General features: G+C 46.4%; 16 protein-coding genes. 8 read left to right on the top strand and 8 right to left on the bottom strand.

What is annotated here, in order from left to right:
* The 4 genes from Q0537_RS00395 to Q0537_RS00380 all read right to left on the bottom strand — a co-directional run bounded on the left by Q0537_RS00395 (position 1) and on the right by Q0537_RS00380 (position 6,746).
* Positions 1 to 1,260, bottom strand: coding sequence for a cytochrome bc complex cytochrome b subunit (locus Q0537_RS00395; RefSeq protein WP_299224085.1), 1,260 nt, complete (start codon positions 1,258 to 1,260; stop codon positions 1 to 3).
* A 9-nt stretch (positions 1,261 to 1,269) separates the two neighbouring features.
* Positions 1,270 to 1,776, bottom strand: a complete 507-nt coding sequence (gene petA / locus Q0537_RS00390; RefSeq protein WP_177387024.1) for a ubiquinol-cytochrome c reductase iron-sulfur subunit — start codon at positions 1,774 to 1,776, stop codon at positions 1,270 to 1,272.
* 747 nt (positions 1,777 to 2,523) lie between these two features.
* On the bottom strand, positions 2,524 to 5,946 hold the full coding sequence (ccsA, locus tag Q0537_RS00385; RefSeq protein ID WP_299224080.1) for a cytochrome c biogenesis protein CcsA: 3,423 nt from the start codon (positions 5,944 to 5,946) through the stop codon (positions 2,524 to 2,526).
* Positions 5,947 to 6,254: 308 nt separating this feature from the next.
* Positions 6,255 to 6,746: a CreA family protein gene (locus Q0537_RS00380; protein ID WP_299224077.1), complete on the bottom strand. Its 492-nt coding sequence runs from the start codon at positions 6,744 to 6,746 to the stop codon at positions 6,255 to 6,257.
* 98 nt (positions 6,747 to 6,844) lie between these two features.
* Here Q0537_RS00380 and Q0537_RS00375 point away from each other — a divergent pair, with 98 nt between their 5' ends.
* From Q0537_RS00375 to Q0537_RS00350, 6 genes are read left to right on the top strand one after another with little or no spacing between them, the layout of a single operon-like run.
* Entirely contained in the window at positions 6,845 to 8,215 is a 1,371-nt protein-coding gene (locus Q0537_RS00375; protein ID WP_299224074.1) for a phosphomannomutase/phosphoglucomutase, read from the top strand.
* Complete coding sequence (gene cmeU, locus Q0537_RS00370) at positions 8,212 to 8,457, top strand: CmeU family protein (RefSeq protein WP_297880638.1); 246 nt, start codon at positions 8,212 to 8,214, stop codon at positions 8,455 to 8,457. Before Q0537_RS00375 ends, cmeU begins: the two co-directional genes overlap by 4 nt.
* Positions 8,450 to 9,463 (top strand): alanine racemase, encoded by a 1,014-nt coding sequence (locus Q0537_RS00365; RefSeq protein ID WP_299224071.1) that lies wholly within the window; start codon positions 8,450 to 8,452, stop codon positions 9,461 to 9,463. Before cmeU ends, Q0537_RS00365 begins: the two co-directional genes overlap by 8 nt.
* The gene (locus Q0537_RS00360) at positions 9,460 to 10,173 is read left to right on the top strand and encodes a LemA family protein (protein WP_299224068.1); all 714 of its coding nucleotides are present in this window, start codon (positions 9,460 to 9,462) and stop codon (positions 10,171 to 10,173) included. Before Q0537_RS00365 ends, Q0537_RS00360 begins: the two co-directional genes overlap by 4 nt.
* Before the next feature lie 15 nt (positions 10,174 to 10,188).
* On the top strand, positions 10,189 to 10,782 hold the full coding sequence (locus Q0537_RS00355) for a hypothetical protein (protein ID WP_299224065.1): 594 nt from the start codon (positions 10,189 to 10,191) through the stop codon (positions 10,780 to 10,782).
* Positions 10,779 to 11,576: a YgcG family protein gene (locus Q0537_RS00350; RefSeq protein WP_299224062.1), complete on the top strand. Its 798-nt coding sequence runs from the start codon at positions 10,779 to 10,781 to the stop codon at positions 11,574 to 11,576. The genes Q0537_RS00355 and Q0537_RS00350 overlap by 4 nt, the downstream gene beginning before the upstream one ends.
* 57 nt (positions 11,577 to 11,633) lie before the next feature.
* Here Q0537_RS00350 and Q0537_RS00345 read toward each other — a convergent pair whose 3' ends face one another.
* Positions 11,634 to 11,831 (bottom strand): hypothetical protein, encoded by a 198-nt coding sequence (locus tag Q0537_RS00345; RefSeq protein ID WP_298705210.1) that lies wholly within the window; start codon positions 11,829 to 11,831, stop codon positions 11,634 to 11,636.
* A gap of 925 nt (positions 11,832 to 12,756) precedes the next feature.
* On the opposite strand from Q0537_RS00345, the gene Q0537_RS00340 reads away from it, so the two are divergent.
* Positions 12,757 to 13,686: a ribose-phosphate pyrophosphokinase gene (locus Q0537_RS00340; protein WP_005873085.1), complete on the top strand. Its 930-nt coding sequence runs from the start codon at positions 12,757 to 12,759 to the stop codon at positions 13,684 to 13,686.
* Between the two features lie 765 nt (positions 13,687 to 14,451).
* On the top strand, positions 14,452 to 15,201 hold the full coding sequence (locus tag Q0537_RS00335; RefSeq protein WP_299224059.1) for a hypothetical protein: 750 nt from the start codon (positions 14,452 to 14,454) through the stop codon (positions 15,199 to 15,201).
* A gap of 250 nt (positions 15,202 to 15,451) precedes the next feature.
* On the opposite strand, the gene Q0537_RS00330 is transcribed toward Q0537_RS00335, so the two are convergent.
* From Q0537_RS00330 to Q0537_RS00320, 3 genes are all read right to left on the bottom strand, one after another.
* Entirely contained in the window at positions 15,452 to 16,090 is a 639-nt protein-coding gene (locus Q0537_RS00330) for a DUF6882 domain-containing protein (protein ID WP_299224056.1), read from the bottom strand.
* Positions 16,091 to 16,733: 643 nt separating this feature from the next.
* Positions 16,734 to 18,530, bottom strand: coding sequence for a translation elongation factor 4 (gene lepA / locus Q0537_RS00325; RefSeq protein ID WP_299224053.1), 1,797 nt, complete (start codon positions 18,528 to 18,530; stop codon positions 16,734 to 16,736).
* A 661-nt stretch (positions 18,531 to 19,191) separates the two neighbouring features.
* Entirely contained in the window at positions 19,192 to 25,254 is a 6,063-nt protein-coding gene (locus Q0537_RS00320; protein WP_299224050.1) for a hypothetical protein, read from the bottom strand.
* Positions 25,255 to 25,319 lie beyond the last annotated feature (65 nt).

Below are 25,319 nucleotides of genomic sequence, written 5' to 3'. Positions count from 1 at the left end.
CTAGACCCTCTTTCTTTCTGCGATTGTAATTAACGGAAGCACTACGACGAGCAATCCGATATAGATGATTGATAAAGCAAAGCCCCAGTATTTGTTTTCGATACCGAGCTCCGCGCCGTCTGCAGGGAGCTTGCCGAAAAGGCTAAGCAGGATCATGTCGATTACCAAAACCCAAAACCAAATGAAAAACGCTTTGTTTTTGTGCGCAGGCGCTACTACGCTGCTGCGGTCAAATAACGGGATAAAAAATAGCGAAACTCCGGCAAATGCAAAGGCGATAAGCCCGATGTCGGCGGCCTTAAGCGGTCCTACGTCGAAGTAAAATCCGCGCAGAATTTCATACTCCCAAAGGAAATACCATTCCGGATAGATATGCGTTGGGGTTTTGAGGCTGTTTGCAGGCTCGAAATTTATCGGATCCATCGCAAAATCGAAGTGAAAGCCCACTAGATAAAAGAAAAATATCATAAAGATACTGACGTAGAAAAAATCCTTCGCTAAAAAGCCCGGCCAAAACGGAATTACCTTGCTTTCGCTAGTTTTTCCTTCCAAATACTTCTCGCCCTCGAGCTCAAAGTCAATCTCCTCGCCGTCTAGGTTATTTACATGCGGAAATCTAAGCGAATAAAAATGCACCGCCAGCACCGCAACCACCACGAGAGGTAGCAAACAGACGTGAAGCATAAAAAATCGCGTCAGCGTCGGATCACTAACAGCATAATCGCCGCGAATCCACTCTACTATCGCGTCGCCAACTACTGGAATTCCTCCAAAAAGATTAGTAATAACCATCGCTGCCCAGTAGCTCATCTGCCCCCATGGAAGCATATATCCGCTGAAAGCCTCCGCCGAAAAAATAATGAAAAGCAGCATTCCGCTTACCCAAATCATCTCTCGCCCTTGCTTATACGAGCGGTAATAAATAGCTACTAAAGTATGAATGTATAGGATCAAAAATACAACCGACGCCGATACCGCGTGGATATGACGCCATAGCCAGCCGTATTCGACCTCCTTCATAATCGTGAAATTTACGCTATCAAATGCTAAATTGACATCTGGCTTATAATACATCACGAGCATCAGTCCACTTATGAACAAAACTATAAATAGCGTCATCAAAATAACGCCCATCGCCCAAAGGAAGCTGATATTTTTAGGAATCCAATACTCGCTTACCATCACCTTGAAAAATTTCGTTACGGCGAGCCTTTGGTCAAACCAATCCCAAACTCCCGTAGCTTTTCTTATATGTGCCATCTGCGCCTCCTATGCTTTCTGCTTTAGGGCCTGGTATTCGGGACCCTCTTCGCCTAAAACGAGTTTCGTTCCGTCGATTTTAAAGGGCGGTATATCCATAGGGCGCGGCGGCGGACCGAATACGTTTACGCCGTTAGCATCGAAAATCCCGCCGTGACATGCACAGATGAATTGTTGCGTCGATGGCTTATAGCTGGGAATACAGCCCAAATGCGTACAAAGCCCGATGCAAAGCGTATATCTAGCATCCCCTACGACGACGTCACGGGCATCGTTTTTAGGCATATCGGCAGTCTTTTTAAGCACGAAAATCGGCTTTTTACGCCACTGCGTTTGATACAGCTCGCCCTCTTTGATCGGACTTAAATCTACCGTAGTGACGCCGGCGGCGCGCACGCTAGGTAACGGATCCCACGATTTCTTCATCCCCACGAGTGCGAAAACGCCACCCACAGCGGCAACCGCGCCGAAAGTAAGCCCGATAAAGCCTCGTCTATCCTGTTTTAGATCAGACATCTTTATCCTTTCAAATTAAGAAATTGACAAGCGTCAATTTTAGCCAAATAAAGATTAAATCAATATGATTATAAGCAGAAATTTAGCTTAACCTTGCAAGCTAAATTATATTTTAAGATAATTTTAATGCCTAGCGAGGCGTTTTCGCAGTTTAAAATTTTATAAATTTTCAAATTCTATCATATTCTATCATGGCGCGGAATTTAAAATTTTAAAATTTTGTCGCGCAAAAGTTGCTGCGACAATGGCGTACAAAATTTTAAAATTTCGACATCATAAATAAAATTTCATAAAGCGCGAGATTTTAAATTTTAAATTTAAAAATGAGCATAGAATTTATAAAATCAAATTTTAAAATTTCACTGCTCGGTCATGGCGGCAGTAGGACAGAATTTTACGCTAGCGCGCTAGCTGAAATTTTAAAATTCTCAATTACGTCGCGCTTCCGTCCTATGAAAAAATTCCACTAGAAGTAAAATTTAAAACATTAAAGTCCCATAGCGGTGCAAATTCCAAATCATTAAAATTTTACGACGTCTTAAAAATTTTAAGCATCAAAGTCCTGTCGCGATGCAAAATTTTAAAATTTAGCGTAATCGCGAATCGTAAAATTCTATAAAATTCTGCGGGATTTCAAAGCCTAGCCAAAATTTAAAGATAAATTCCATAAATCCATAAAGCCTCGGCAAACTGCGAAATCCGGGCGAAATTTCAAAATTATTATTCTGAAATTTGGGCCCCACCTATCTAAAGCCTAGCCGATTTGCCCGAGCGAAAATACGCCGCAATCGCAAGAGCTATCATCGAGGCAACCATCACGTACGCCCAGCCCGGCACCGGAATGCGCTCGCCGCTAGCGTATGAGTGCATTCCGCTTAGATAGAAATTTACGCCAAAATAGGTCATTATGACGCTAAAATACGCAAACATTGAGGCTACGGCAAAGGCGAATTGATTGTTGAGCTTAGGCATAAACCTAAAATGCACTACCACCGCGTAGATGAAAATCGTAATGAGCGCCCAGGTCTCCTTCGGATCCCAGCCCCAGTAGCGTCCCCAGCTTTCGTTCGCCCACACGCCGCCTAGGAAGTTGCCCACCGTCAGCAAACAAAGCCCTAGGATCATCGACATTTCGTTGATGTGCGTCGCCTCTGTGATGTTGCGCGCGATCTCGGGGTTTTTCTTGTCGAACAAAAACATCACGAGGGTAAAAATTCCAAGCAGCATGCAAAGGCCTAAAAATCCGTAGCTTGCTGTGATTACCGAGACATGGATCGTAAGCCAGTGCGACTTCAATACAGGCTGAAGGTTGGTGATCTGCGGATCGATGTCGCTAAGATGCGCTACCATCAGCGTTATGCCCGCCATTATCGACGTTAGCGCCAACGAGATAGCGGATTTGCGCGAGAAAAAAATGCCGCTTAGCGACAGCGCCCATGCGATGTAGATGAGCGATTCGTAGGAGTTGCTCCACGGCGCGTGCCCCGAGACGTAGCCGCGCAGCGCAAGACCTGCAGTATGCGCGATAAAAGCGATGATATTTACGATATAAACAAGCTTAAACGCGCCGCCTAAGCGAAGAGTAGGCTTCATCATTCGCAAAAAGATAAAGATCAGAAGCAAAAATCCCGAGATAGTGTAGATCGGAAAGAGGCGAGAAAAAATTTTAGCCTTATTAAATAAAATTTCATATTTTATTGCGCTCTCGCTAGGCATTAAATTTGCGCCGTTTTGCGCTTGGTATTTTTTGACGTAGCTTAGCATCTTTTCTGCGCCGCTCCAATCCCCGCTTTCTTGGGCATAGACCACGGACGAAACGAATATCCCCATCATCTTTTTAACTTCAGTTGATTCGTTTTGATCCAGCGCATCGCCTAGATATAGCGGCGAAAGCCACTCGTTATTTTTAGCGTTCTTAACCGGAATAATTCTAAAATAATCCCCCATAAACGCCGAGTAAAAGACGTTCACGCGCTCGTTTACCTTGATGATCTCTTTATCTAGCACACCGCGATTGCCCAAAGGCTTGCGGTTGATCTCCTCGACCATTTTATCGAGCTTGTAGTAGCTCTCGCCGCCTTTAAATTCAAAAAAATCCATCATACTGGCGTGGCTTTGCTTCTCATCCATACCTAGAATTTTCTTAAGCTCCGGCTCGCTAACCTTGATAATCGGCGCACGCCTCCAGTAGCTTTGATTTAGCATAAAAGAAAGCGCGGCGGCGTTATGGTTTAAAATTTCGCCATTTGGCGCCTTGTAGTCGTCGGCGCGGTAAATTTTATTTAAAAGCTCCCTAGAAACGGTATCGAAAGGCTCCATTCGCCCATCAAATCCCTGAATTACGAGGCTTGCTAGATCTTCGCTAAATTTAGGATCGAATTTCGGCACGGCTAGTTCGCCTCCCATAGTAGAAAAATTATGCGGCGGGGCGGAGTCTTGCTCCGCTGCAGATTCTTGCGAAACGGAGCTTTGTTTGGAATTTTCAGCGGCGGAATTCTGCGCGGAATTTTGCGAAGTAGAATTTTGCACGCTAGCCGGGCTTTGCGACGCTGGATTTTCTACAGCTGTATTTGAGGCGGAACTTTGCGAAGTAGAATTTTGAATCGTAGAGTTTTGTTCGGCATTTGCTGCGCTAGGATACAATGCAGCCAAACTCAAAGCCAACGCGCCTACTAATGCCAATGCTGCGCCTTTAGTACCGCGTCGCGATTTTTTGGTGCGTTTTGATGCAGAGCTTTCTGCAGAGCTTACGGGCACCGAGCTAGACGCGGAATTTTTAGAATTTACATCTTTTTCTCGAGCAAGATGCGTATTTTCGCTGATTAAGCGCGAGAGCTTGAAAAAGCGCGAGCCCCGGTTGAAAAAGTTAAAAAACATCCCCACGCAAAGCAAAAAATAGCCGATGTAAGTTGGAACTTTGCCAGGGTCTTTATTGACCGAAAGCACGGTGCCACGCTCATCCGTGTCGTATGAGCTTTGGAAAAATCGGTATCCGCCGTAATCGAGCACGTGATTCATAAAAATATCATAATCAAAGCTCGAATTGCCGTCTTTTAGCATGATTTCACTTTTATATCCGGAGGGCGAATTGGTGCCTGGATAGCGATCCATCACAAAGTCGCGAAGCGCGATTTTAAAAGGCAGATGAAGCATCTTTGGCGCCAAGGCTACGATGAAATTCTTATCGCCCACCTTGTAGCTAGCACCATGCGAATCCCTAGGCACGTAGATTTCGCGACTCTGCCCCGCAAAGCTTAGCGTAGCTACTACGCCGGGCTCACCCGGTAAATTCGCATCGACCGGGACGAATTTCTCGACCGCGGAGCTAAGTAGGCTAACGGGAGCGAAATTTATCCCGTCGAAGCTGTAAAGCAAGAGATTGCCTAGAGGATTATCCTCGTTTTTCTTAAGCGGCGCAGTGCTCATATCAGCCATTTTAGTGGCGTTTATATCAAGACTTGAGTTTAGATAGAATTTGCCGTCTTTGGATTTTATGTAGATGAAATTCTTACTCTTAGGCTCTGCGTTAAAAGTGATACTAAGCTCGCCTATATCCATGCTTTCGCCTGATTGCAAGGAGACATTTTGGCTGCCGACATTGTTTGAAAATAATAGTTCCACGCGCGCAGGAGCCTGCCCGGTCGGATCTTGCACCCATTTTAGCTCGCCGTGTTCTATTAGCTCTTTAAATTTTAAATTTGCGATCCTGCCCTCTACGTCTAGATTGAGATCGAAGTTCATCCGTCCTGCGCCGTTTAAAAATTTGCTCTCGTCAGCAGATATAAACTCGCCGTCGCTGCCTAAAGTAAGAAGTTGAACGACCTCGTCTTTAGTCGTTACGATCGAGCTCTCGCCGCCCTCTCTTATATGGATATTTCCCTCAAAGCCGAAATATCTCGTCAAAATCGCTCCAACAAGCATAAACAAAAAGCTTGCGTGAAAGATTAGCGCAGGCAGCGTGCGAAGCTTAATCATGCGGTAGCGATAGATATTGTAGGTTAAATTTATTCCCAAAAGAACCATCAGCGCGCCAAACCACGCAGTAGAATAAACCATCGCCCAAGCTACTTCCGTGCCGTAAGCGGTCTCTACGAAAGTGGCGATCGCACAGGCTAGCGCCAAAATCAGTAGCATCACTGACGCGCACTCCATACTAAAAAATGTCTTCATTGATTTCCTTTAGATTTACGAGGGTTTTCAAAATCGCGAGATTTTAGCAAAAATTGCTTAATTTTTCATTTTACGACCTGCAAGCGCACGCCTACTAGCGTAGCGCAAATATGCGTTAAGATGCTTTGATAAAGCGGTAAAATTCTCCTCTTAGGCATTCGCGCAGAAATTTAACGGCGCGGATGAAATTTTATAAAATGCTGCGAAATTTAGCGAATTCTATTAAATTTCGTGCGTCATCTCATCGCGTAATTTCTAATTTAGAATTCCGCTGCGATAAAATTTTATCTTTGCGGAATTCCTTATTATTATTTTTTGCCTTGGGTATATGCGAGCTCGCACACGTCGCCCACGGCTTGGTGGCACGGGATCGCCGAGATCGAGTTATTAGGCGAGCCGTCGATCACTTTATCTGAATAAACCAAATAGATTAGTGAGCCCTGCACCGCGTCATAAAGCCTAACTACGTGGGTCTTTTTGAAAATTAACGAGCTGCGTTTTTCAAAAATATCCTCTTTTTTCAGCTCCTCTTTGATGATGATTTTAGGCGCTGTCTGCACGCACGAAACAGAGGCCTCGGAGCGGTCCTCTTCCACGCCGATGATCTCTTTGGCACCGCCTTTTTTGGCGTAAGAAACGTAGCAGGTCACGCCGTCGATCTTAGGATCTTTAACCGCGATAACTTCGATGCGATCGTCTTTGCCAAAAATTCTAAACGAAGTATTTACGCTACCTACGAGCTCGTAATCGCTCGCGCAAGCAAAAGCCGCTAAAATCGCTGCTAGAATAAATTTTTTCATAATCATCCTTTGGAATTTTAGCAGCGATTTTATCATTTATAATATAAATATTAAGCAAGTTTTTATAAAATACCGCGATTTAAATTTAAAGGAATTTTATGATCGAAGATATCTTTAGAGAATACGATATTCGCGGTATCGTGGGCGAGGAACTAAACGAGCGCAGCGTAAAAGCGATCGGCTTTGCTCTTGGCAAACATATCGCAAATTTAGGGCTTGAGCGCGTTAGCGTGGGATACGACGCCCGTCTTAGCGCGGACGAGCTTTTCGGCTATTTCGTAAGCGGACTAAATTTCGCCGGATTGCGAGTTTATAATATCGGCTTGCTGCCGACGCCGGTGGGCTATTTTAGCGTATTTGCGCATAAATTTGACGCAAACGTAATGATCACCGGCTCGCACAATCCCAAAAATTACAACGGCTTTAAAATAACGATCGGCACGGATAGCTTCTTCGGCAAGGATTTGAAGCGCCTCGGTGCGCAGGTGCGAGAGCTGATGAGTTCACATTTTGAAATTCCAACCGATACAAGCACCCAGAGGTACGACATTTTAAGCGAGTATCTAGCATATTTTGAGAAGGAATTCGCAGCTCTTAAGGGCTTTGCCGCGCCTTTTATAATTGACTGCGCAAACGGCGCCGCAGGCGTTACCGTTACTAAAATCATAGGAAGGCTAGAGCTAAACGCTAAAGTTTTATTCCCACAGCCAGACGGCAACTTCCCAAACCACCACCCAGACCCAAGCGAGGAGAAAAATTTAGCAGATCTTAAAGCTGCGATGAAGCAAGATGGCGTGAGCTTGGGCTTCGGTTTCGACGGGGATGCCGATAGGATCGCCGTGCTTACGCCGCGCCGCAACATCAAAGGCGACGAGCTAGCCTGCCTGCTTGCTCTAAACATGCACCATCCGCGCATCCTAGGCGAAGTCAAATGCTCTCAAGCGATGTATGACACCATCGATAAGATCGGCAAAAGCTTCATGGGTAAAACGGGCCATAGCAATATCAAAAAGGCGATGAAGGAGCTTGGCATCGATCTTGCCGCCGAGGTTAGCGGGCATATTTATTTTAAAGAGCGATATTTCGGCTTTGATGACGGCGTATATGCGATGATGCGCGTGCTTGAGCTCGTAGCTAAAGGATATGATTTAGACGCCGAGCTAGACAAGCTGCCGCGAGTTTTTAGCACCGACGAGATAAAATTTAATACGAGCGAGGAGGCGAAATTTAAGATCATCGAGGCTCTTAAAGCTCAAATCCACGCAGGTATTGCGGAGCTGCCGCCCATCCGCGATATTATCGAAATAGATGGCATCAGAGTGAGGTTTGATAACGGCTGGGCACTCGTACGGGCAAGCAATACCACGCCCGTGATCGTAACTCGCTTCGAGGCCAGCAGCCCCGAGTTTCGCGACGAGATGCAGCGCGTATTTTTAGATAAACTAGAAAATTTAAAGGACCAGAGATGAACGAATCTGAAAAGCAAGAGGTTGAAAAAAATATAAAAGAGCTTTTGGCTGCGAGAGCGGAATTTTTTAAATTCTTAGATGAGCGCGTGCCAAAAATCGCGGGTACCGACGTGTTTGATTTCGAGCGCGCAGGCGCGGCTAGCTTGAAAGAAGTTTATGCGAAATTCTACGGCTACGACTACGCTGCGCGCAAGCTGCTACCATATTTATACCGCACTTACGGACTAAATTTCGATGTCTGAGATCATCTTAGATCGCGACGCTTATGCGCACAATCTAGCGCAAATCGCCGCCAAAGTAGGTGGAGCGGAGCGAGTATTTTTAGTAGCCAAGGATAATTCATACGGCCATGGCTGCAGGCTTTGCTGCGAGGAAGCGGCAAAGCTAGGCTTCGTACGCGCCGTAACGCGAAGTGCTACGGAAGCTGCGCAGATAGCGGATTTATTTGATGAAATTTTAGTGCTCTCGCACATTCCGCACGGGGACGAGGACAAGCGGTTTTGCTACGCGGTAAATGATCTGAGCTACTTCGCGCGTCTTAAACGAGGGCTTAAAATTTATATCGCTGCAGATACTGCTATGCACCGCAACGGCATCGGAGCGAGCGAGCTAGATGAGGCGCTTAGGCTGTGCAGGGAGGGCGGATTTAAGCTACGTGGCTTTTTCACACACTTTCGCGCAAGCGACGAGCTAAGTGGAGATTTTTTCGCACAAAGGCAAAATTTCATAGAATTTAAGCGTATCGCGGGACACAAAGCCGCCGCCGCGGGCTTTGGAAATTTAAAATTTCATTCGAGCAACTCCGCAGCTATCGAGCGAAGTGCGGGCTTTGAGGACGAATACGTGCGCGTAGGCATGGCGCAGTTCGGCTATCCGCAATTTGACGAGAGCCTAAATTTACGCCCTGTGCTAAAGCTCTATGCCGATCTGATCAGCTCGCGCGTGCTGAAAAAAGGCGAGCGCGTGGGCTACGGCGCAAAATTTGAAGCGCCGCACGATATGAGGATCGGCACATACGATCTGGGCTACGCAGACGGGCTATTTCGCTACGACGGCGAGGGCGAGCTAGCGCTTGCAAGCGGGCAAAAAATGCTCGGAAAAATGTCGATGGATAGCTTCTGTGCAGAATTCGGCGGAGAGCGAGTTTGCGTGCTGGACGACGCGCAGATTTGGGCAAAGCGCTTCAGCACGATCGAATATGAAATTTTAGTCAAATTAAATTCCAACATCCCAAGGAGATTTCAATGAAAGAGCTGCAAGGAGAAAATAACGAGCGTATAGGTTGCGACGATAAAGGCTTATCTGCGCGAGGCGGGAGCTTTGGCGGAGAAGAGTATCCGCGCCAAAAAGGAGGGCTTCATATCTTAATCAAAGCCCTAATCGTCTTAGTGATTGCAGCGATTGCATTTGCGATATTTGCAGTGCCGGTTTACAACAAGCTCGTAAGCAAAGACGAAGAAGTTAAAGCCGCGTGGAGCCAGGTACAAAACCAATATCAGCGCCGCGCCGACTTGATTCCAAATTTCGTAGAAACCGTCAAGGGCTACGCAAGCCATGAAAAAGATACCTTAGAAGGCGTTATAAATGCCCGAGCTAAGGCAACTGCTGTCAATATCAATGCAGAAAGTTTAGCGCAAGATCCGGAAGCGTTTGCGAAATTTAACGGCGCTCAAGGCGAGCTTAGCTCGGCTCTATCGCGCTTGATGCTGGTAGTCGAGCGCTACCCGGATCTTAAGGCAAATCAGAATTTCGCCGATCTGCAAAATCAGCTCGAAGGCACGGAAAACCGCATCGCCGTAGCGCGCAAGGACTACATCGCCTCGGTGCAGGAATACAACAAGCTAATTAGAACCTTTCCTACGAACATCATCGCGCGCATCGTAGGACTAGGCGGTGCCAAACCTAGCTTTAGCGCTGATAGCTCAAGCCAAAAAGCCCCTAGCGTCTCGTTCAAATAACGCTAAAGGTGGCAAATGCTAAGCGAGCAGTGCAAGCAAGAAATCCACGAGCTAATCACGAAAGCCGAAGCCGCAAGTGGTGCGCAGATCGTCTGCGTAGTCGCGCGCGAAGCAAGCGAGGACTGCGAATCTAGCTATGGCGCGGCAGCAGTGACGGCGTTTGCGATCGGCATCGTTATGTGCTTCGTGCCGCAAATAAGCAAAGCTGAGCTACTGCAGATCGTAGCGCTCAGCTTCATTGCGATTAAAGCTCTGCTAGCTAAATGCCCTGCGCTTTTAACTCTAATCACGCCTAGATCTCGTAGGCTTCGGCTCTCAGGCGAGTTTGCGATGCTAAAATTTTACGAGCGCTACGGTAGTGTAAAAGAAGCTATAATGTTTTGCGTCTGCGTCCGCGAACGCTGCGCTCATATCATCTGCGGCGCGCAAGCGGCGGAGTTTATCTCTAAGGGCGAGTTTGAACGTATCACGACGGAATTTAAACCTAGCGCGCAAGGCCTTGAGCCTGCTGTTTTAAAGGCGATGGACGCGCTGTGCAAGCTAGCCATGCAAGTGCCTAAAAATAGCGAAAATAACGAGATAGAAGAGACCTTGGTGGAGCTGCGATGAGAGTGGCTTGTAGATTTGCTTTTGCCCTAATGGCGCTATTTGTAATAAGCGTCGCCGCACCTAGCGAGTATCTAGCCCATCCAAACGGCACCGCCGTAATTGATGAGGCTAGCATTTTACGCCCAGCCGCGAGAGAGAGTCTGAATGAAATTTTAACGACTTTCGATAAAAATTCCACAAACCAGATCATGTTCATAAGCCTAAAATCGCTCGGCGGCTACTCTATCGAGGAAATAGGCGTAGAGCAGGCGCGCGCTCTTGGTATCGGGCAAAAAGGGCGCGACAACGGTGTACTGCTGCTCGTCGCTCCGCACGAGCATAAAGTGCGTATCGAGGTCGGATACGGGCTAGAGGGCGTGCTAACCGATATGCGCGCCAAGCGTATCATCAGCAATAAAATTCTGCCCTATTTTAGGCAGGGAGATTATGAAAGTGGCGTCATTAGCGGGATTTCGGCGATCATCAGCACGATCGAAGGCGGCGATATAAAATTTGATCCCCTTAACGCCAACGCGCAGCAGGATCCGAGTAACAAGGACTTTGCGATCTTTATGGTGCTTTTTGCAGTCTTGCTTTTCGCGATACTAAGCCGCCGCGTGACGCGCCTCAGAAGAAGCGACGAGGATATAATCTCGAGTGCAGACATCATAAGCGAAATCGCGCGCTCATCGCGCATGAGAGGCAGCCCATCTGGGGATTTTGGCGGATTTAAAGGAAGTGGCGGTTTTAGCGGAGGTGGTTTCAGTGGGGGCGGCGGAAGCTTCGGCGGAGGCGGTGCTAGTGGAAGCTGGTAGCCACAGAAATTTTATCAAAATTCCAAATCGTAGAATTTTATCTAAATTTTAAAATTTCTAAATTCGGCTACTTGCGTAGAAAAACAGCACGAGCGGCTTGTCGTTGCCCTCGATCTTTAGCGTGCGCTCGGAGGGGTCGAACTTGGAGGCGAGTGAGGCGCCGTCGCTGCTTAGATGGTGCTTCCATCCGTCGCAGCCTGCGAGCAGCAGCGCGAACACGGCGGCGGCAACTTTTAAATTTGAAAATTTAATCATTTAAAATCCGTCCTTAAATCTACTTTTAAAACTGCTAAATTCGTTTTTAAATTTGCGTTTGAAATTTTAAAATTCACGGCGCGATACCTGTCAGAATTTATGTCTTGATACGCTCCGAGGCGTATGTCGTAATAATTCATGCTTGGGTTTATGCCGTGACCCTTGACGAGATTTATGTCATAATCCGCACTAGAATCTATGTAACGACCTGCCTCTCAATTCGTACTCATAGCTTTTCGGTTTTTAAAATTTAAATGGCAAAGGCAGTAATCTAAATTTACGCGACGAATGAAGCTCGCACGATAAATTTTAAATTTCGCGGCGCGCGATCGAGCTCTAAACAGCAAGATTTAAATTTGATCGTCAAAGTGAGCTTTAAATTTTCACCAAAACAAAGCAGGCTTTAAATTTGACCGCGCTGGCGATCTAAAATTTATACGCCGCGGCAACCTAAATTTAGCGCGCCGCAAGTATCCGCGCAGTCTGTCCCGTGCGAGCTCAAAATTTAAACGCACTCTCCGCAGCTCTAAAGATAAAATTTTGCGTCTTTGCATAGCGAATGTAAAATTCCGCGCTCATCGACGCCTACGCAATACGATTTTAGCCGTACCGCGCCCTCGCCTGATGCGCTCTCTCAGACTTTCATCAAGCTTTGCGATACGGTTTTGCCCGCAATCTGCGCGACTGCTCGTACAAAAACGCAGGCTACGATCACTCGCGGACGCTGCAACCCACAGCCAAAATTTCACCGGGGTAAAGCCGCGGCGAACCGAGCCGCCCTGAAATTTTAAAAATTTATCTCGCAAACGGGCGGCGGTTCGCAATACTCGCTTATGAATTTTACGCGAGCGCGGCGGGCGAATTAGCTAAAATTTAGCGCTTTTGGTGTAGAATTCGAGCAAATTTCAATCCAAAGGTCATCAAAATGCGCGGATATAAAATTTTCTCCGGCACCGCAAATCCCGAATTTGCCAAAAAAATCTCCAAATATCTCTCGCTACCGCTTAGCGAATGCGCGATCAAAACCTTCAGCGACGGCGAAATCAGCGTCCAGATCGGCGAGAGCGTGCGCGGTAAGGACGTCTTCGTCATCCAGCCCACATGCGCGCCCGCAAACTCCAATCTAATGGAGCTTTTGATCCTAACAGACGCGCTGAAGCGCTCCAGCGCGAACTCGATCACGGCGGTCGTGCCTTACTTCGGCTACGCCCGCCAAGACCGCAAGGCGGCCCCGCGAGTGCCGATCAGCGCGAAACTCGTGGCGAATATGATGCAAACGGCAGGCATCGACCGCGTCGTCACGATGGATCTGCACGCGGGGCAGATACAGGGCTTTTTCGACGTGCCCGTCGATAACCTCTACGGCTCGCTGATATTTTTGGACTACCTAAAAGAGAAAAATTTAAAAAATCCGATCATTGCTAGCCCCGACGTGGGCGGCGTCGCGCGTGCCAGAAGCTTCGCCAAAAAGCTCTCGCTCGATCTCGTCATCGTCGATAAGCGCCGCGAGGAGGCGAACAAAAGCGAGGTGATGAACATCATCGGCGACGTCGCAGGCAAGGACGTGATCCTAATCGACGATATGATCGATACCGCGGGAACCATCGTCAAGGCCGCGGGCGCGTTTAAGGAACAGGGCGCAAAGAGCGTCAGTGCGTTTTGCACGCACGCCGTACTAAGCGGCCCGGCATATGAGCGCATCGAAAGCGGCGCGCTGGACGGCCTAGTCGTGACCGACACGATCCCGCTAAAACAGGAAAGCGACCGCATCAAGGTAATCAGCGTCGCTCCGCTCTTCGGCGAGGTCATCAGACGCGTATATCACGATGAGAGCGTAAATAGCTTATTCAAATAAAATTTTAAAATTTAAAACGCGGCGCCGTTTGTTTTATACAGCCGCAGGAATGCGAACAATAGGCATCTTATCGTAAGGGATCGCGGCTCAGCCGTAAGTCAAGCGTTTACGGCGGCGAGCTCTAAATTTATAGCGTTTTAGCTCGCTGTGATTTGACTATTGTCGATTTAACTGCGACGCAAAATTTAGCTTCTATGCGGCAAATTTAACCTCTGCACGGTATTTACTCCGCACGGCGGAAATTTTAACTGCAGCCACAGAGCAAATTTGCCGCACTAACCGCTGCAAGCCACATTTTAATCCGCCGTATTAAATCCGCGAGACTGCGTTTTAAATTTGCCGTAAAATTTTCTGCATATTTGATGAGATCGCACAGCGCCGCTACGCTTTAAATTTATGATAATTTGCCGCACATTCGCGTCTGTACATGCAGCTGCGCTTCTACAAAACTCGCATCCTCTAAATCTTACAAACCGCGTTTTTAAATTTCGCCGCGAAATCCGCAGCACGCACCAGCAAGAATGCACCCGCCGATCGCGTTTAAATTTAGTGCCGAAATTCTTTATACTTTAGAGTATTGTAAGACTCAAAATGCCGCGCTTATCAAGCGTTCGCAGCTCTTAACGGAGTAGCTTCGCTTGCAAAGCCTCTTCAAATTTAAAATTTAATCCGAATTTGATCTGAAATTTTATAAAATTACGCCGTTTTAAACGGGCTTTAAAAGTGCGCGCAAGCTGTTTTGAAACCCTGAAATAAAGGAAGCTAATGCCTACTTTTACTACCAAAGACTACAAAGCCGCCCTTCGCAGCCGCGGCGCACGAACCACGAGCACAGGCGGATTTAGCGTCAAAAACGACAATTCCTTCATCGTGATCTTCTCCGTTACGATGATGGCTTTTATATTTTTTTACGGCGTTTTAACCGGGCTTGATTTAGATAAGCTCTTTTTCGCAGAAAGTCGTGGAGGAGGGCGTTACAGTAATGGGCTATTGGGACTTATAATCGCCGGTATAGCTTGGTATAAAGGAAGTGACGGCGATGGGCTGTATAAATTTAACGACTATGCGATCACCTTCGTCTCGGGCGCGCATAATAGAGAAATCCTGCTCTCTAATATCGACTACATTAAGCTTACGCCCGGCTTTTTACGCACCTGCACGAGCTACACGGCACTTAAGCACTCCCGCTACGTAAAAAACGAGCAACTCTTTAAATTTGGGATCGGATCGATCATCGTGCTATGGCTAGTCGGTATCGCCATGAGCGAGCAGCTAACTATGGCATATGAGATGCTGGCGGCGGGCGTCGTGATATTTTTCTTCGCCAAGGCACTCTCGTCGTGGCGGCTAAACGGCGACTTTCACGATATCTTGCTGCGCGACACCGTGCTGATCCGCGGCAAAGATCTGAACGACCGCGTGCTGTGGTTTGCGATCACGCCCGGTCGCAACGACCGCCGCAGGTTGCGCGCCTACCTCAAAGAGCATCTTGATTTCGACATCGACGGCGGCTAATTTTGATTTAAATTTAGAGATTTGGCGTAAATTTAGCGGCAGAATTTTGCAACGTAAAATTTTAAGAGGATTTCGCACGGCGGAATTTTGCGATCTAAATTTTACCGAGCAAAATTCTAAGGCTGAAAATTTTAAGATATAAAATTTACGAAGCAGAATTTCGCGGCGTAAATTTCAAAGCCATAAATGCACGGCGCGATATTTGCAGCCTTATACGGCGAACTCCACCTCGCTTAGCCGCCCCAAATTATCACGAAAAGAGTGCGTCATTTTTAAAATTTGCTACGATCTTGCCCGCCGCTTCGCTAAATTTCGTGCCGTTTCTCATCAAAAGTGCCCCCGATAAAACGGCGTGATTTAACTGAAATGCGCCTATGTAATCCCGCGCCAAAGAGATAAGCTCGCTTGCGTCCATACCGGGCTTGATCGTACCATCTGGCGTCACGCACTCGCCTGACGCAAAAGCTACAAACACCGCTCCGCCGGCGTGCGGGCAGCGGTAGTAATATAACGGCTCCTGCGATAATCCGCACGCAATCGCGCTTAGAACGCGCGCGTTTATCTCTTCACTTAGTGCAAGCTTAGGCGTGCTAAGCTCCTCTAGCCCGTGCCGCAAGCCGAAGTCGCGCACATCTCGCGCAAGGACAAGCAGCCGCTCATCGAGGCGATTTATGTTCTCGTACCCCCACAGCCACGTGCGGCTGCTGCTCGCTTCGCTACCGATATACCAAATGGCGCGCGGCGCATCATCGCCGAAACTGATCTCACCGCGCTCAAAATCCACAGACCGGCGCCTGCCCTTTGTGATCAGCTTCGAGCCCATCTCTTGCACCCTTGCGCCGCAGCCTAAACATGCCGAAAATAGATCAGTAAAGCTGCTCCTATCCACGCCTAAGCGGTCTAAAATTCCATTTTTCTCCTTTTTTTACGCCGATAAATTTAGCGCTTTTGCTGGACTTATCGGCACGCCCTATTATGCGCCGTGCACGCCGTTTTGCTATAAAACACTCGCGCTATGGAAATTTCATGCGGCAAGACGGGCAAAATTTAATCAAATTTTATAAAGTCGCAGCGGATAAAATTTCATAGCGGGAGCCGCCCGGATAGAATTTTGCAGAAGGCGACGGGCGCGGCGAGTACAACTGCAGGATATGACGGGCGCGACCGCAATGATTGACGGACAGTAAAAATTTAAACCGCTCGCGGGATGTTAAATTTGAAAGATGAAATTTTAGCCTAACGGCAAGCGGCAGAATTCTACGACCGAGCAGTGAACGCTAGAGCCTAAAGCGGCGCAAAATGGGCACGTAGAAGCGAATGTATCAGCTCGGACGGCAAGCGATAGAGTTTAAGCGCCGTGCAGTCATAAAATTTAAATCGTCTCTTAAGATCGTGAAATTTAAAGACGAAATTTCATGCCAAACGACGAGCCGCTAAATTTAAACCGCCTGAATGATCGTTAAAATTTAAAAGCAAATTTTACAACCGCGCGGCAAAAGATAAAATTTAGACCATCCGCTCAAGCATAAAATTTAATCGATCTTTAGCACGCTCAAAAACGCCTCGCTCGGCAGATTTACCTTGCCGATCGCCTTCATGCGCTTCTTGCCCTCTTTTTGCTTTTCGAGCAGCTTGCGCTTGCGCGTGATGTCGCCACCGTAGCATTTGGCGGTCACGTTTTTGCCCATGGCGCGGACGTTTTCGCGAGCGATGATCTTGTTGCCGATGCTTGCTTGGATCGCGACCTCAAAAAGCTGCCGCGGCACGATCTCCTTCATCGCTTTGACGAGGTCGCGCCCCTTGGATTCGGCCTTTGAAGCGGGCACGATGATAGAGAGCGCATCGACCGCTTCGCCCGCGACGTGGATGTCGAGCTTGACTAGATCGCCGCGCCTGTAATCGATCGGCTCGTAGTCGAAGCTCGCATATCCCTTGGTGCAGGACTTGAGCTTGTCGTAAAAGTCCATTATGATCTCGTTTGTCGGCACGTCGTATTCGAGCAGGACGCGCTCCGGCGTGATGTAATCCATCTTAGTTTGGATGCCGCGGCGCAAATTTAAAAGGCTAATGAGATTGCCCAAAAACTCGCTCGGAGTGATGATGGTCGCCCTGACGTAGGGCTCCTCGATGCGCTCGATGAAATTTGGCGCGGGAAGCTCGCTGGGGCTGTGTATCCGCACGCACGAGCCGTCCGTGAGATACACGGCGTATGTGACGGTCGGCGCCGTGGCGATGAGATCGAGATCAAACTCGCGCTCGAGCCGCTCCTTCACGACCTCCATATGCAGTAGTCCCAAAAACCCGACGCGAAAGCCGAATCCTAGCGCCAGCGACGTCTCGGGCTCATAGCTAAGCGAGCTGTCGTTTAGGCTGAGCTTATCCAAAGCGTCGCGCAGATCTTCAAATTTATCGGTCTGCACGGGATAGATGCCCGCAAACACGAAGGGCTTGGCCTTCTCAAAGCCGCCCACGGGCTCGGTGGCACGTTTTTTAAAAAGCGTGATCGTATCGCCCACCTGCACGTCGGCGACATTTTTTAGCCCCATTACTACGATGCCCACTTCGCCGCTGCTAAGCTCGCGGGCTTTGGCGGGCGCGAGCGGGTTGGGATACATCAGATCGAGCACCTCGTGGCGGTTCTCGCTACCCATGATATAGACTTCGTCGCCCTTTTTCAGCACGCCGTCGTAGAGCCTCGCGAGCGCGAGCGCGCCTAGGTAGTTATCAAACCAGCTGTCGTAGATGAGCGCCTTAAGCGGCGCGTCGTCGTCCGTTTTGGGCGCGGGGATGCGAGTGATTATCGCCTCTAAAAGCTCCTTGATGCCCACGCCCGTTTTGGCGCTAACCTCGATCGCGCTGCTGCAATCAAGCCCGATGACGTGCTCGATCTCATCTTTTACGCGCTGCGGATCGGCGGCGGGCAGATCGATTTTGTTGAGCACGGAGATGATCTCGAGGTTGTGCTGCAGCGCGATATAGACGTTTGCGATGGTTTGCGCCTGTACGCCCTGGCTCGCGTCCACGACGAGGATCGCCCCCTCGCAGCTAGCCAGCGAGCGCGAGACCTCGTAGCTGAAATCCACGTGGCCCGGGGTGTCGATCAAATTTAAAACGTATTTCTCGCCGCCAAGCTCGTACTCGAGCCGCACGGACTGCGCCTTGATCGTGATGCCGCGCTCCTTTTCGATATCCATCGTATCCATAATCTGGCTGCTCATCTGGCGCGCCTCGACGGCGTTGCACTCGCTGATCAGGCGGTCTGCGAGCGTGGATTTGCCGTGGTCGATATGCGCGATGATGCTGAAATTTCTGATATTTTTTGTTTTCAAGTGGCTTTCCTGATGAAATTTTAAGCCGCATTGTGCCGAAATTTCATTTAAAAACGGGTAAATGAGCAGGTGGAATTTATAAAGCGGTTTTATACGGCAGATCTAGTCAGATTGGAATTTTACAAAACGAAATTTTAAAGGATAAGAGAAAATGCGGACGGCTTTGAGCAATAAAATTTTAAATTTTATCGGCGATGCGTTTTACCGCGATAGAATTTTAGGATGAGGATTGGAATGCGGAATTTTACGAAACAGAATTCTGCAGCTATGTTTGGGGGTAGAAAAATTCTGAGTGGTGAAATTTTATGGCAAATTTTATATGATCGCACTTTGCAAAGCCAACTATGCTAACGGCTGAGAATTTTAATAAGCAATAAGGGATCTCCTCATACGAGATTTTGCTTTGAATTCTACCAATTGAAATTAGTGCGTAAAATTATATATCATTACGATGCGCAAATCTTAGTAAGTAAAATTTACCGCCAAGTTTCGCAGCAAAATTCCGCAATTTAAAATTTCACAAAATTCTATCTCACAGAATTTTCAAGCAAAATTTACAAAGCATAATTTTAAAAAATCTGTCGCCAAGAAAACCAAAATTTCGCTAATAAAAAAAGGCTAGCCAGGAGGCTAGCCTTTATGCTACGAGCTTACGCAGATACTACCAATCGGTCTTTTGATTGTAAATATCGCGAATGTCTCCTGTACCTAGCTTGCTAGTCGAAGTGTCGCTAGTGCTATTATCCGCTGTGCTACCACCAGCGAATGATCCCACGTCATCTACTGTACCGGACTTGACTTGACCCTCTCCACCCCAGACTGTAGGTCTAACAGCTCTTACATTTACAGTAAGAGGATTGAAATACTGTGGCACACCAGGGAACCTGCTAGAGTAAGCTCCAGTAGTAGGAGGTACGGTAAACATAGTTCTCTGATTTTCAGCAGGCGTATGGATAAGCCATGGGTTAGTTTCAATACGTATCCTAGCCTGACCTGGTACAGTAGCCTGGATAGCTATATCTTCCTTGCCGCCGCTTACTACATTACCCCTGCGAACAGTTACGCCAGTAGGTGTAAAGCTAGTATAAGCGCTTACAAATTCTGCTCCTATATTATTTAAAGTAGCTCTAGTATTTACTACGAACTTCGTAAAATCAGTTAGGCTATGATCTTGAGCCGCTAGCACGGTAAATATATTCGAGCCAGGGGCTTCATAAGCAAGTTCTGCGCTAGGAGCAGGCATATTCGCGCACCTATCGGTTCTACCGCAATAGATCTGCGTATAAATAGGTACGGTTACCCCGGTTCTGGTAGTAGCCTGATACACCCTGGATCCTAGGCTCTTGTCATATGACGTACCATAGACGAATAGCGCATAAGTGCCTACGTTGTCACTATAGTCTATAACGGTTTTACCTGTTGCATAGGTTTTACTATTGGAATTAGCAGCGGCTATATAGGCAGCCTTACTTGCAGCTTTGGTCTCGCTAACCTTTCTAGTGATGAAAGCATTAAAGTTCTCTTGGGACAACTTTATATCATCTTTCTTATATTGCTCCGAAGTTGTATCCGAGATAGCATTGTATGATTTATCAAATTTTGACGGCCAAAAATTTTCGGCGATACTAACCGTGCCATTTCTGATATCAAAGTCACTAGCGTAGATGAGCACTGGAGTGCTAGGAGTTTTATGCATCCTAGCGAAATTAAAATACACAGTTGAACCAGGGGTCTGCCCCTCTCTAAATCCTTGTGCTAAAATCCTGAAATCCGTTGACTTAGAATCGTAATTAATTCCTGTGCCGCCTCTTGGTCTATTAATAAGTCCGCCTATTAATGAAGCATCAGAATAATAATTAAGCGCCGTTCTAAGCGGTATAGGCAAGCCGTAACCCGTATCGGCAGCAGAAGCAGCTTCCTCCCAACCTCCGGTAACAGTTGAGCTTAAGGTCCTTGCGTTATATGTATAGCATCTGCTATCATATCCCGTAGGGCCTAGGCAATCGTTAGAATTCCTAGCGAAAAACTGTGTACCACCAGGGATATTGTAGACAACGGTAGGTCTATTAGGATACGGCACGTAATTTGTATCTCCGCCGGTCCTTCTAGCGATAGCTGTGGAGCAACGTCCGTCGGCACTATTGCTTTGACAATCAAATCCAAAATTTAGCGCAAAATCAAGATCACTCGAAAATCCGCACACGGCTTGAGGAGTACCACCAACATCTTGCTTATATCCGTCATAAAGCGTAGCGATGACATCCTTATAAACTTTGTCAGATAGATACGCTACGGCATTGACTTTAAGTTTGGCAAGTTGGCTTATCTGACGCGTTACAGCTAAATTCTGTGCGGGATTTTCACCTGGATATACTACGACATTATTCTCAATATACGGATCATTAAAATATGTATATGCAGATGTTCCACCGGTGATATTATTATCGCCTACGCCGGTTGTTATACCATTATCAAGGCTTACGAGCGACACTCTGATACGATCCGGCTTGTAGCGCAATACAATATTATCGTTTATCGCTTTATCTTTGTTAGCAGCAAGCCTCATACCTACGTCGCAGCCTATCATACCTTTAGCATTAGGAGTATTGCTAGATGAATTAATAATACATTTAGCGCTATTCCACTTCTTAGAGTATGTCTGATCGGAGTAGGCATCCGTCCATGAGTTATCATAGACGCTTACCAGTACATCACCGACATTATAGTAGTTAAAAATTTTATCGGCATTTGCACCTAATCCTTCAGTATAAATAACGGCATTTTCTTTATCTTTATCCACAGAAGCTTTTCTAGACTGAGTCATCAAATATGCGCCTTGAGAATTGCCTTTGCCGCTAAATTTCGCTACACCTCCAGTCTCTACGATATCTCTAGCATTAAAATCCGCCCATAAGCTTACGGCATTTTTATCCCATACTCTTCTATACGATGCGTCGAATTTTGAGCTTGTACCATTTAATACGCACGAAACATCATCGCTCTTGCCAAAAGAGCCCTTTTTGATAGCCGATGGATCGATCTCGTATTTGCCTGTCTCGGCATTGTATTTAGCACCGGAATACTCTACTGCAGTACCGCCGTAGCAGCCGTCTTGCTTTACACCGCGTTTTAATGTAGTAGTGGCTGTTTTTCTATCGACATAATAAGACTGGGTATCTACATTAGCCACACATTCATTAGATATGAATGGGCGCAAGTAAGTCTGGATGCCACGGATCTTAGTTGATATATCTTGAGTATCGTCGGAATCCGTACCATAGCTTTTACGTAGATGATAGCGCTGATTACCTAGGTCGCCGCCAATTCTTGCAGTATAGTTAGGTACGCCGTTATCGCTGTAACTTCTAGCTGATATTACGTGCGCTAAAATATCTGCGTTCTGCTCATAGTCACCACCCACGCGAAGTTCGGTAGGATTATAAACATCGGTACTAACGCCTTTTTTAGTTATATCGCCACTAGCGGTAGTATCTACGATCTTGCTATATTTACCGGAATTATTTAGCGCATCGGTATCTACTTTGAAATACGCAGGGCGGAGTACGAAGTTATCGCTACCGCATATATGGAACGAGCCGTCTTTTGACATTTTAATTCCGAACTCATTGCTAGCCGTATCTATACTATTTTTAAGCTCATCCAGCTTCTTTTGTATAATATTATCCCAGATATCCTTCTTTTGTTCCGCAGTCAGACTTTTATTGCACCAATCAAAATCTTCATTGGCTTCACAATACCCGTATTGCTTCTTAAGCTCCCATTTTTTAAGCTCTAAATAGTAAGCCTTAGGATCCTCACTGTTTAAGTCCTTATCTTTTATATACTTATCTAAATCGGATCTCGAGGTAGCTTGCTCGTCAGGACGATAACTAAGCATAAATGTAAGACCTTGATACGCATCACCTATCTCTATATTATTTAGAGTTAAAATGCTCTTGTTTTTAAAATCTAATTCCTTATCTACAGAATAGGAATCGCCATTTAGCTTAAACGGAATTTTTAAGGTATCAGTTACTGATCGGCATGCATAAACTACGCTATTTTTCTTATCATCCTCACTGACTTTGTCTGACGTAGTAGCAGCATTTTTTGCCCTGATGACGGACAAATATAATTTTCCTCCCAAGCCAAATTTCTCAAGCTTTCTATCCTTGCTACCGATATATACGAGCTTACCTGTATTAGGATCTTTTTTAAAGTAAGGAGAATTCGCAGCCGCACCGATATAATCTGTACATTTACCGGTTTTATCGTCATAAGCCTTACAATATTGGCTCTCGTAATCTGGTCTAAAGATGAGTTTTGCATCAAAAGGCTTATCGGAGATTTGAGTATATAGCCTATCATCGTCGTCGCTATTACTAAAATTCTTATTTACTACTTGCAAACCACTTAGCGGCTGGATATCAACACTTTTAGAAACCTTCGTTGCATCGCATAGCTCAAGTTCAGAGGCACTATCCATATCTAGGACGACTCGCTGACCGCCGCCGATATCTAGACTCATCTTGTAGCTTAATGTCACGGCAGGAGCTTGAAGAATTTTTGCACCGGTATTAACGGTAGCGTTAAACTCACCATACGCCGCTTTACCTGGTCTCATTAGACCGCCCACCGGAGTAGTCGTGCCGGCTTTTATCTCGCCTGCGCCCTCACCGATATAGAATTTTAAGACATTATTATCTAGCGTCGTAAATTGCCTATCATTATAGATAGGGTCCGTGACATTTGGAGTGCCGCCATTTATGACATCTTTCATCGTCTTATATGCGCCCTTTTGACCATCGCGTAGATAGACCAGCTTCTCTGCGGCCGCTGCAGGTATGGTATTTGTAGTGGTAGTGATAGGATCGTTTATGGCTAGTTCATTATTTATAGTAGAACTATCTTTGGTATAGGCAGCGCCTGCCTGAGCAAAATCGATTGACACTACTGCACCTACAGCATCCTCGCTATTACCACCATTTAGTCTGTTTTCGAATTTCATTCTATAGTAGATATGCTCGCCCGCAACTACTGGATTTTTGATCTGCTCTGGCTTATTGTCGTCAATCTCAGTCTTACTATATCTGCTACCGATAACTTTGCCATTCTGCGGATCTTCATCTTTAGTTCTAAAGAATTTTACCCAGTTAGCGGCATTATATACCTCATACTGATAGCATAGTTGAGGAACATACAGATCTACTGATATTGCTATCATACTTATAAAGTTTTGATCGGATTGGTTGTTTGTTGAGTTATACGTACCACCCAGTTCCAACTTTATACTTGATTGCCCGTAGCCCATTTTATCGCTTATATCAAATTCATCTAAATCCACGGCGGCTGCCTGATCCGCTCCCTCGTAATGCTTACCTCTTAGGATTTCCGGTATCGCAGCATATCCACCATTTTCGCTTCTTAGCCTCATAATGGTACCGCCGAATATATTAGAATACCATTCGCTTCCGATTTGAGCCAATGCGTTTATTCCATTAGACCAAGCGGCATTAGGAGTATATAAAGTATCCATTTTACCGCCCGCTTTTTTATTCTCTACTCTAAAAAATTCCTTCGTCTTATCATTGCCGCTCATTTCAGGTCCAAGTTTCGCCTCGCCACCAAAACCTAAAAAACTAAGCTTAGCATTAACGCGACCGCTCCTAGGAGTGTAAAAGCCTTTTAACTCGGCTTTTACGTTTATAGATTCATTTGCGCCCGCCCAAGGTGTAATAGCTATAAAGTCACCATATACGGTTACGTTTTTAGGCTTGTAATAATCGTTTTTAAATTTTGCAGCCTCTGCGTAAGTAAACGGTTTCGCTACACCTACAGGATTAGCAGGGCTTTGTAAATCTGCCATTAGCTTATTTCTAGAGTCCAAGGTCTTATCATATACTATGATTACACCCCAGCCACCCCACATACCAAGTCTAATATTTTTTAACTCACCATTAATAAGGGCTGCACCGGCATTATCCCTACCATCACTAGCTACTATGTTTCCTACGGTAAAATCTATACTATCAGAGTAATCAACAAAGTTTGCCTTCACTTTATCCGTAATATCTGCAAAGCAGCCGTATTCCAAACGCATCTCTACCTTCCGAGGGTTAGGAAGATTTCTATAGCTAGCATTCTCCCTATAATTCCAGCCGGCTACGCCGTTACATCTATCCCTCGGGATATCTATAGGAGCAGTACTTGTTGCACTTTTTGAGCTTTTCATTCTAAGCTTAGCCCATTTATACCATTTCGCAAACTTAACTCCGTCGCCATTTCCTACGTATTTATCCCATCCCTCATTGATAAGCTCTCTTGCCTCTCTTACGTTACCTTGCCAATACAAAGCTGCAAAAACGATATCATCTTTAGTAATACCCTTAGGTAGTTTTAGAGTCGATTTGGAGCTATTTAGATAAAAGGCGCCCGCCGAAGTATCTGGATCCTCTTTTAAATAATGACCGTTTGCGCCAGCTATAAAGTTTTTATCCACTCCTTTTGTAACTCCGTCCCAATCAAAACTAAGCACTGTATTTCCGGCTACGGCATAGTCTCCAAATACATAGGTACCGGGACCGCCAAATCTAACTACAGGGGTTTGATTTTTCCAATCTCGAATACCACTAAAATTCCATGTTCCACAATGATTATGACCGGCGCCATCTCCACATTCACCGCTTGAATACCAATACCAATGCGGATCACTACTATTGATCACGCCACTATCAGGGTATTCCCAAGGATCTATAACGGCGGGATTGATCTTAATATTGGGTCTATTAT

Source organism: uncultured Campylobacter sp., from assembly GCF_938017775.1.
Taxonomy (GTDB): Bacteria; Campylobacterota; Campylobacteria; order Campylobacterales; family Campylobacteraceae; genus Campylobacter_B.
This window is presented reverse-complemented; position numbering and strand designations above follow the sequence as displayed.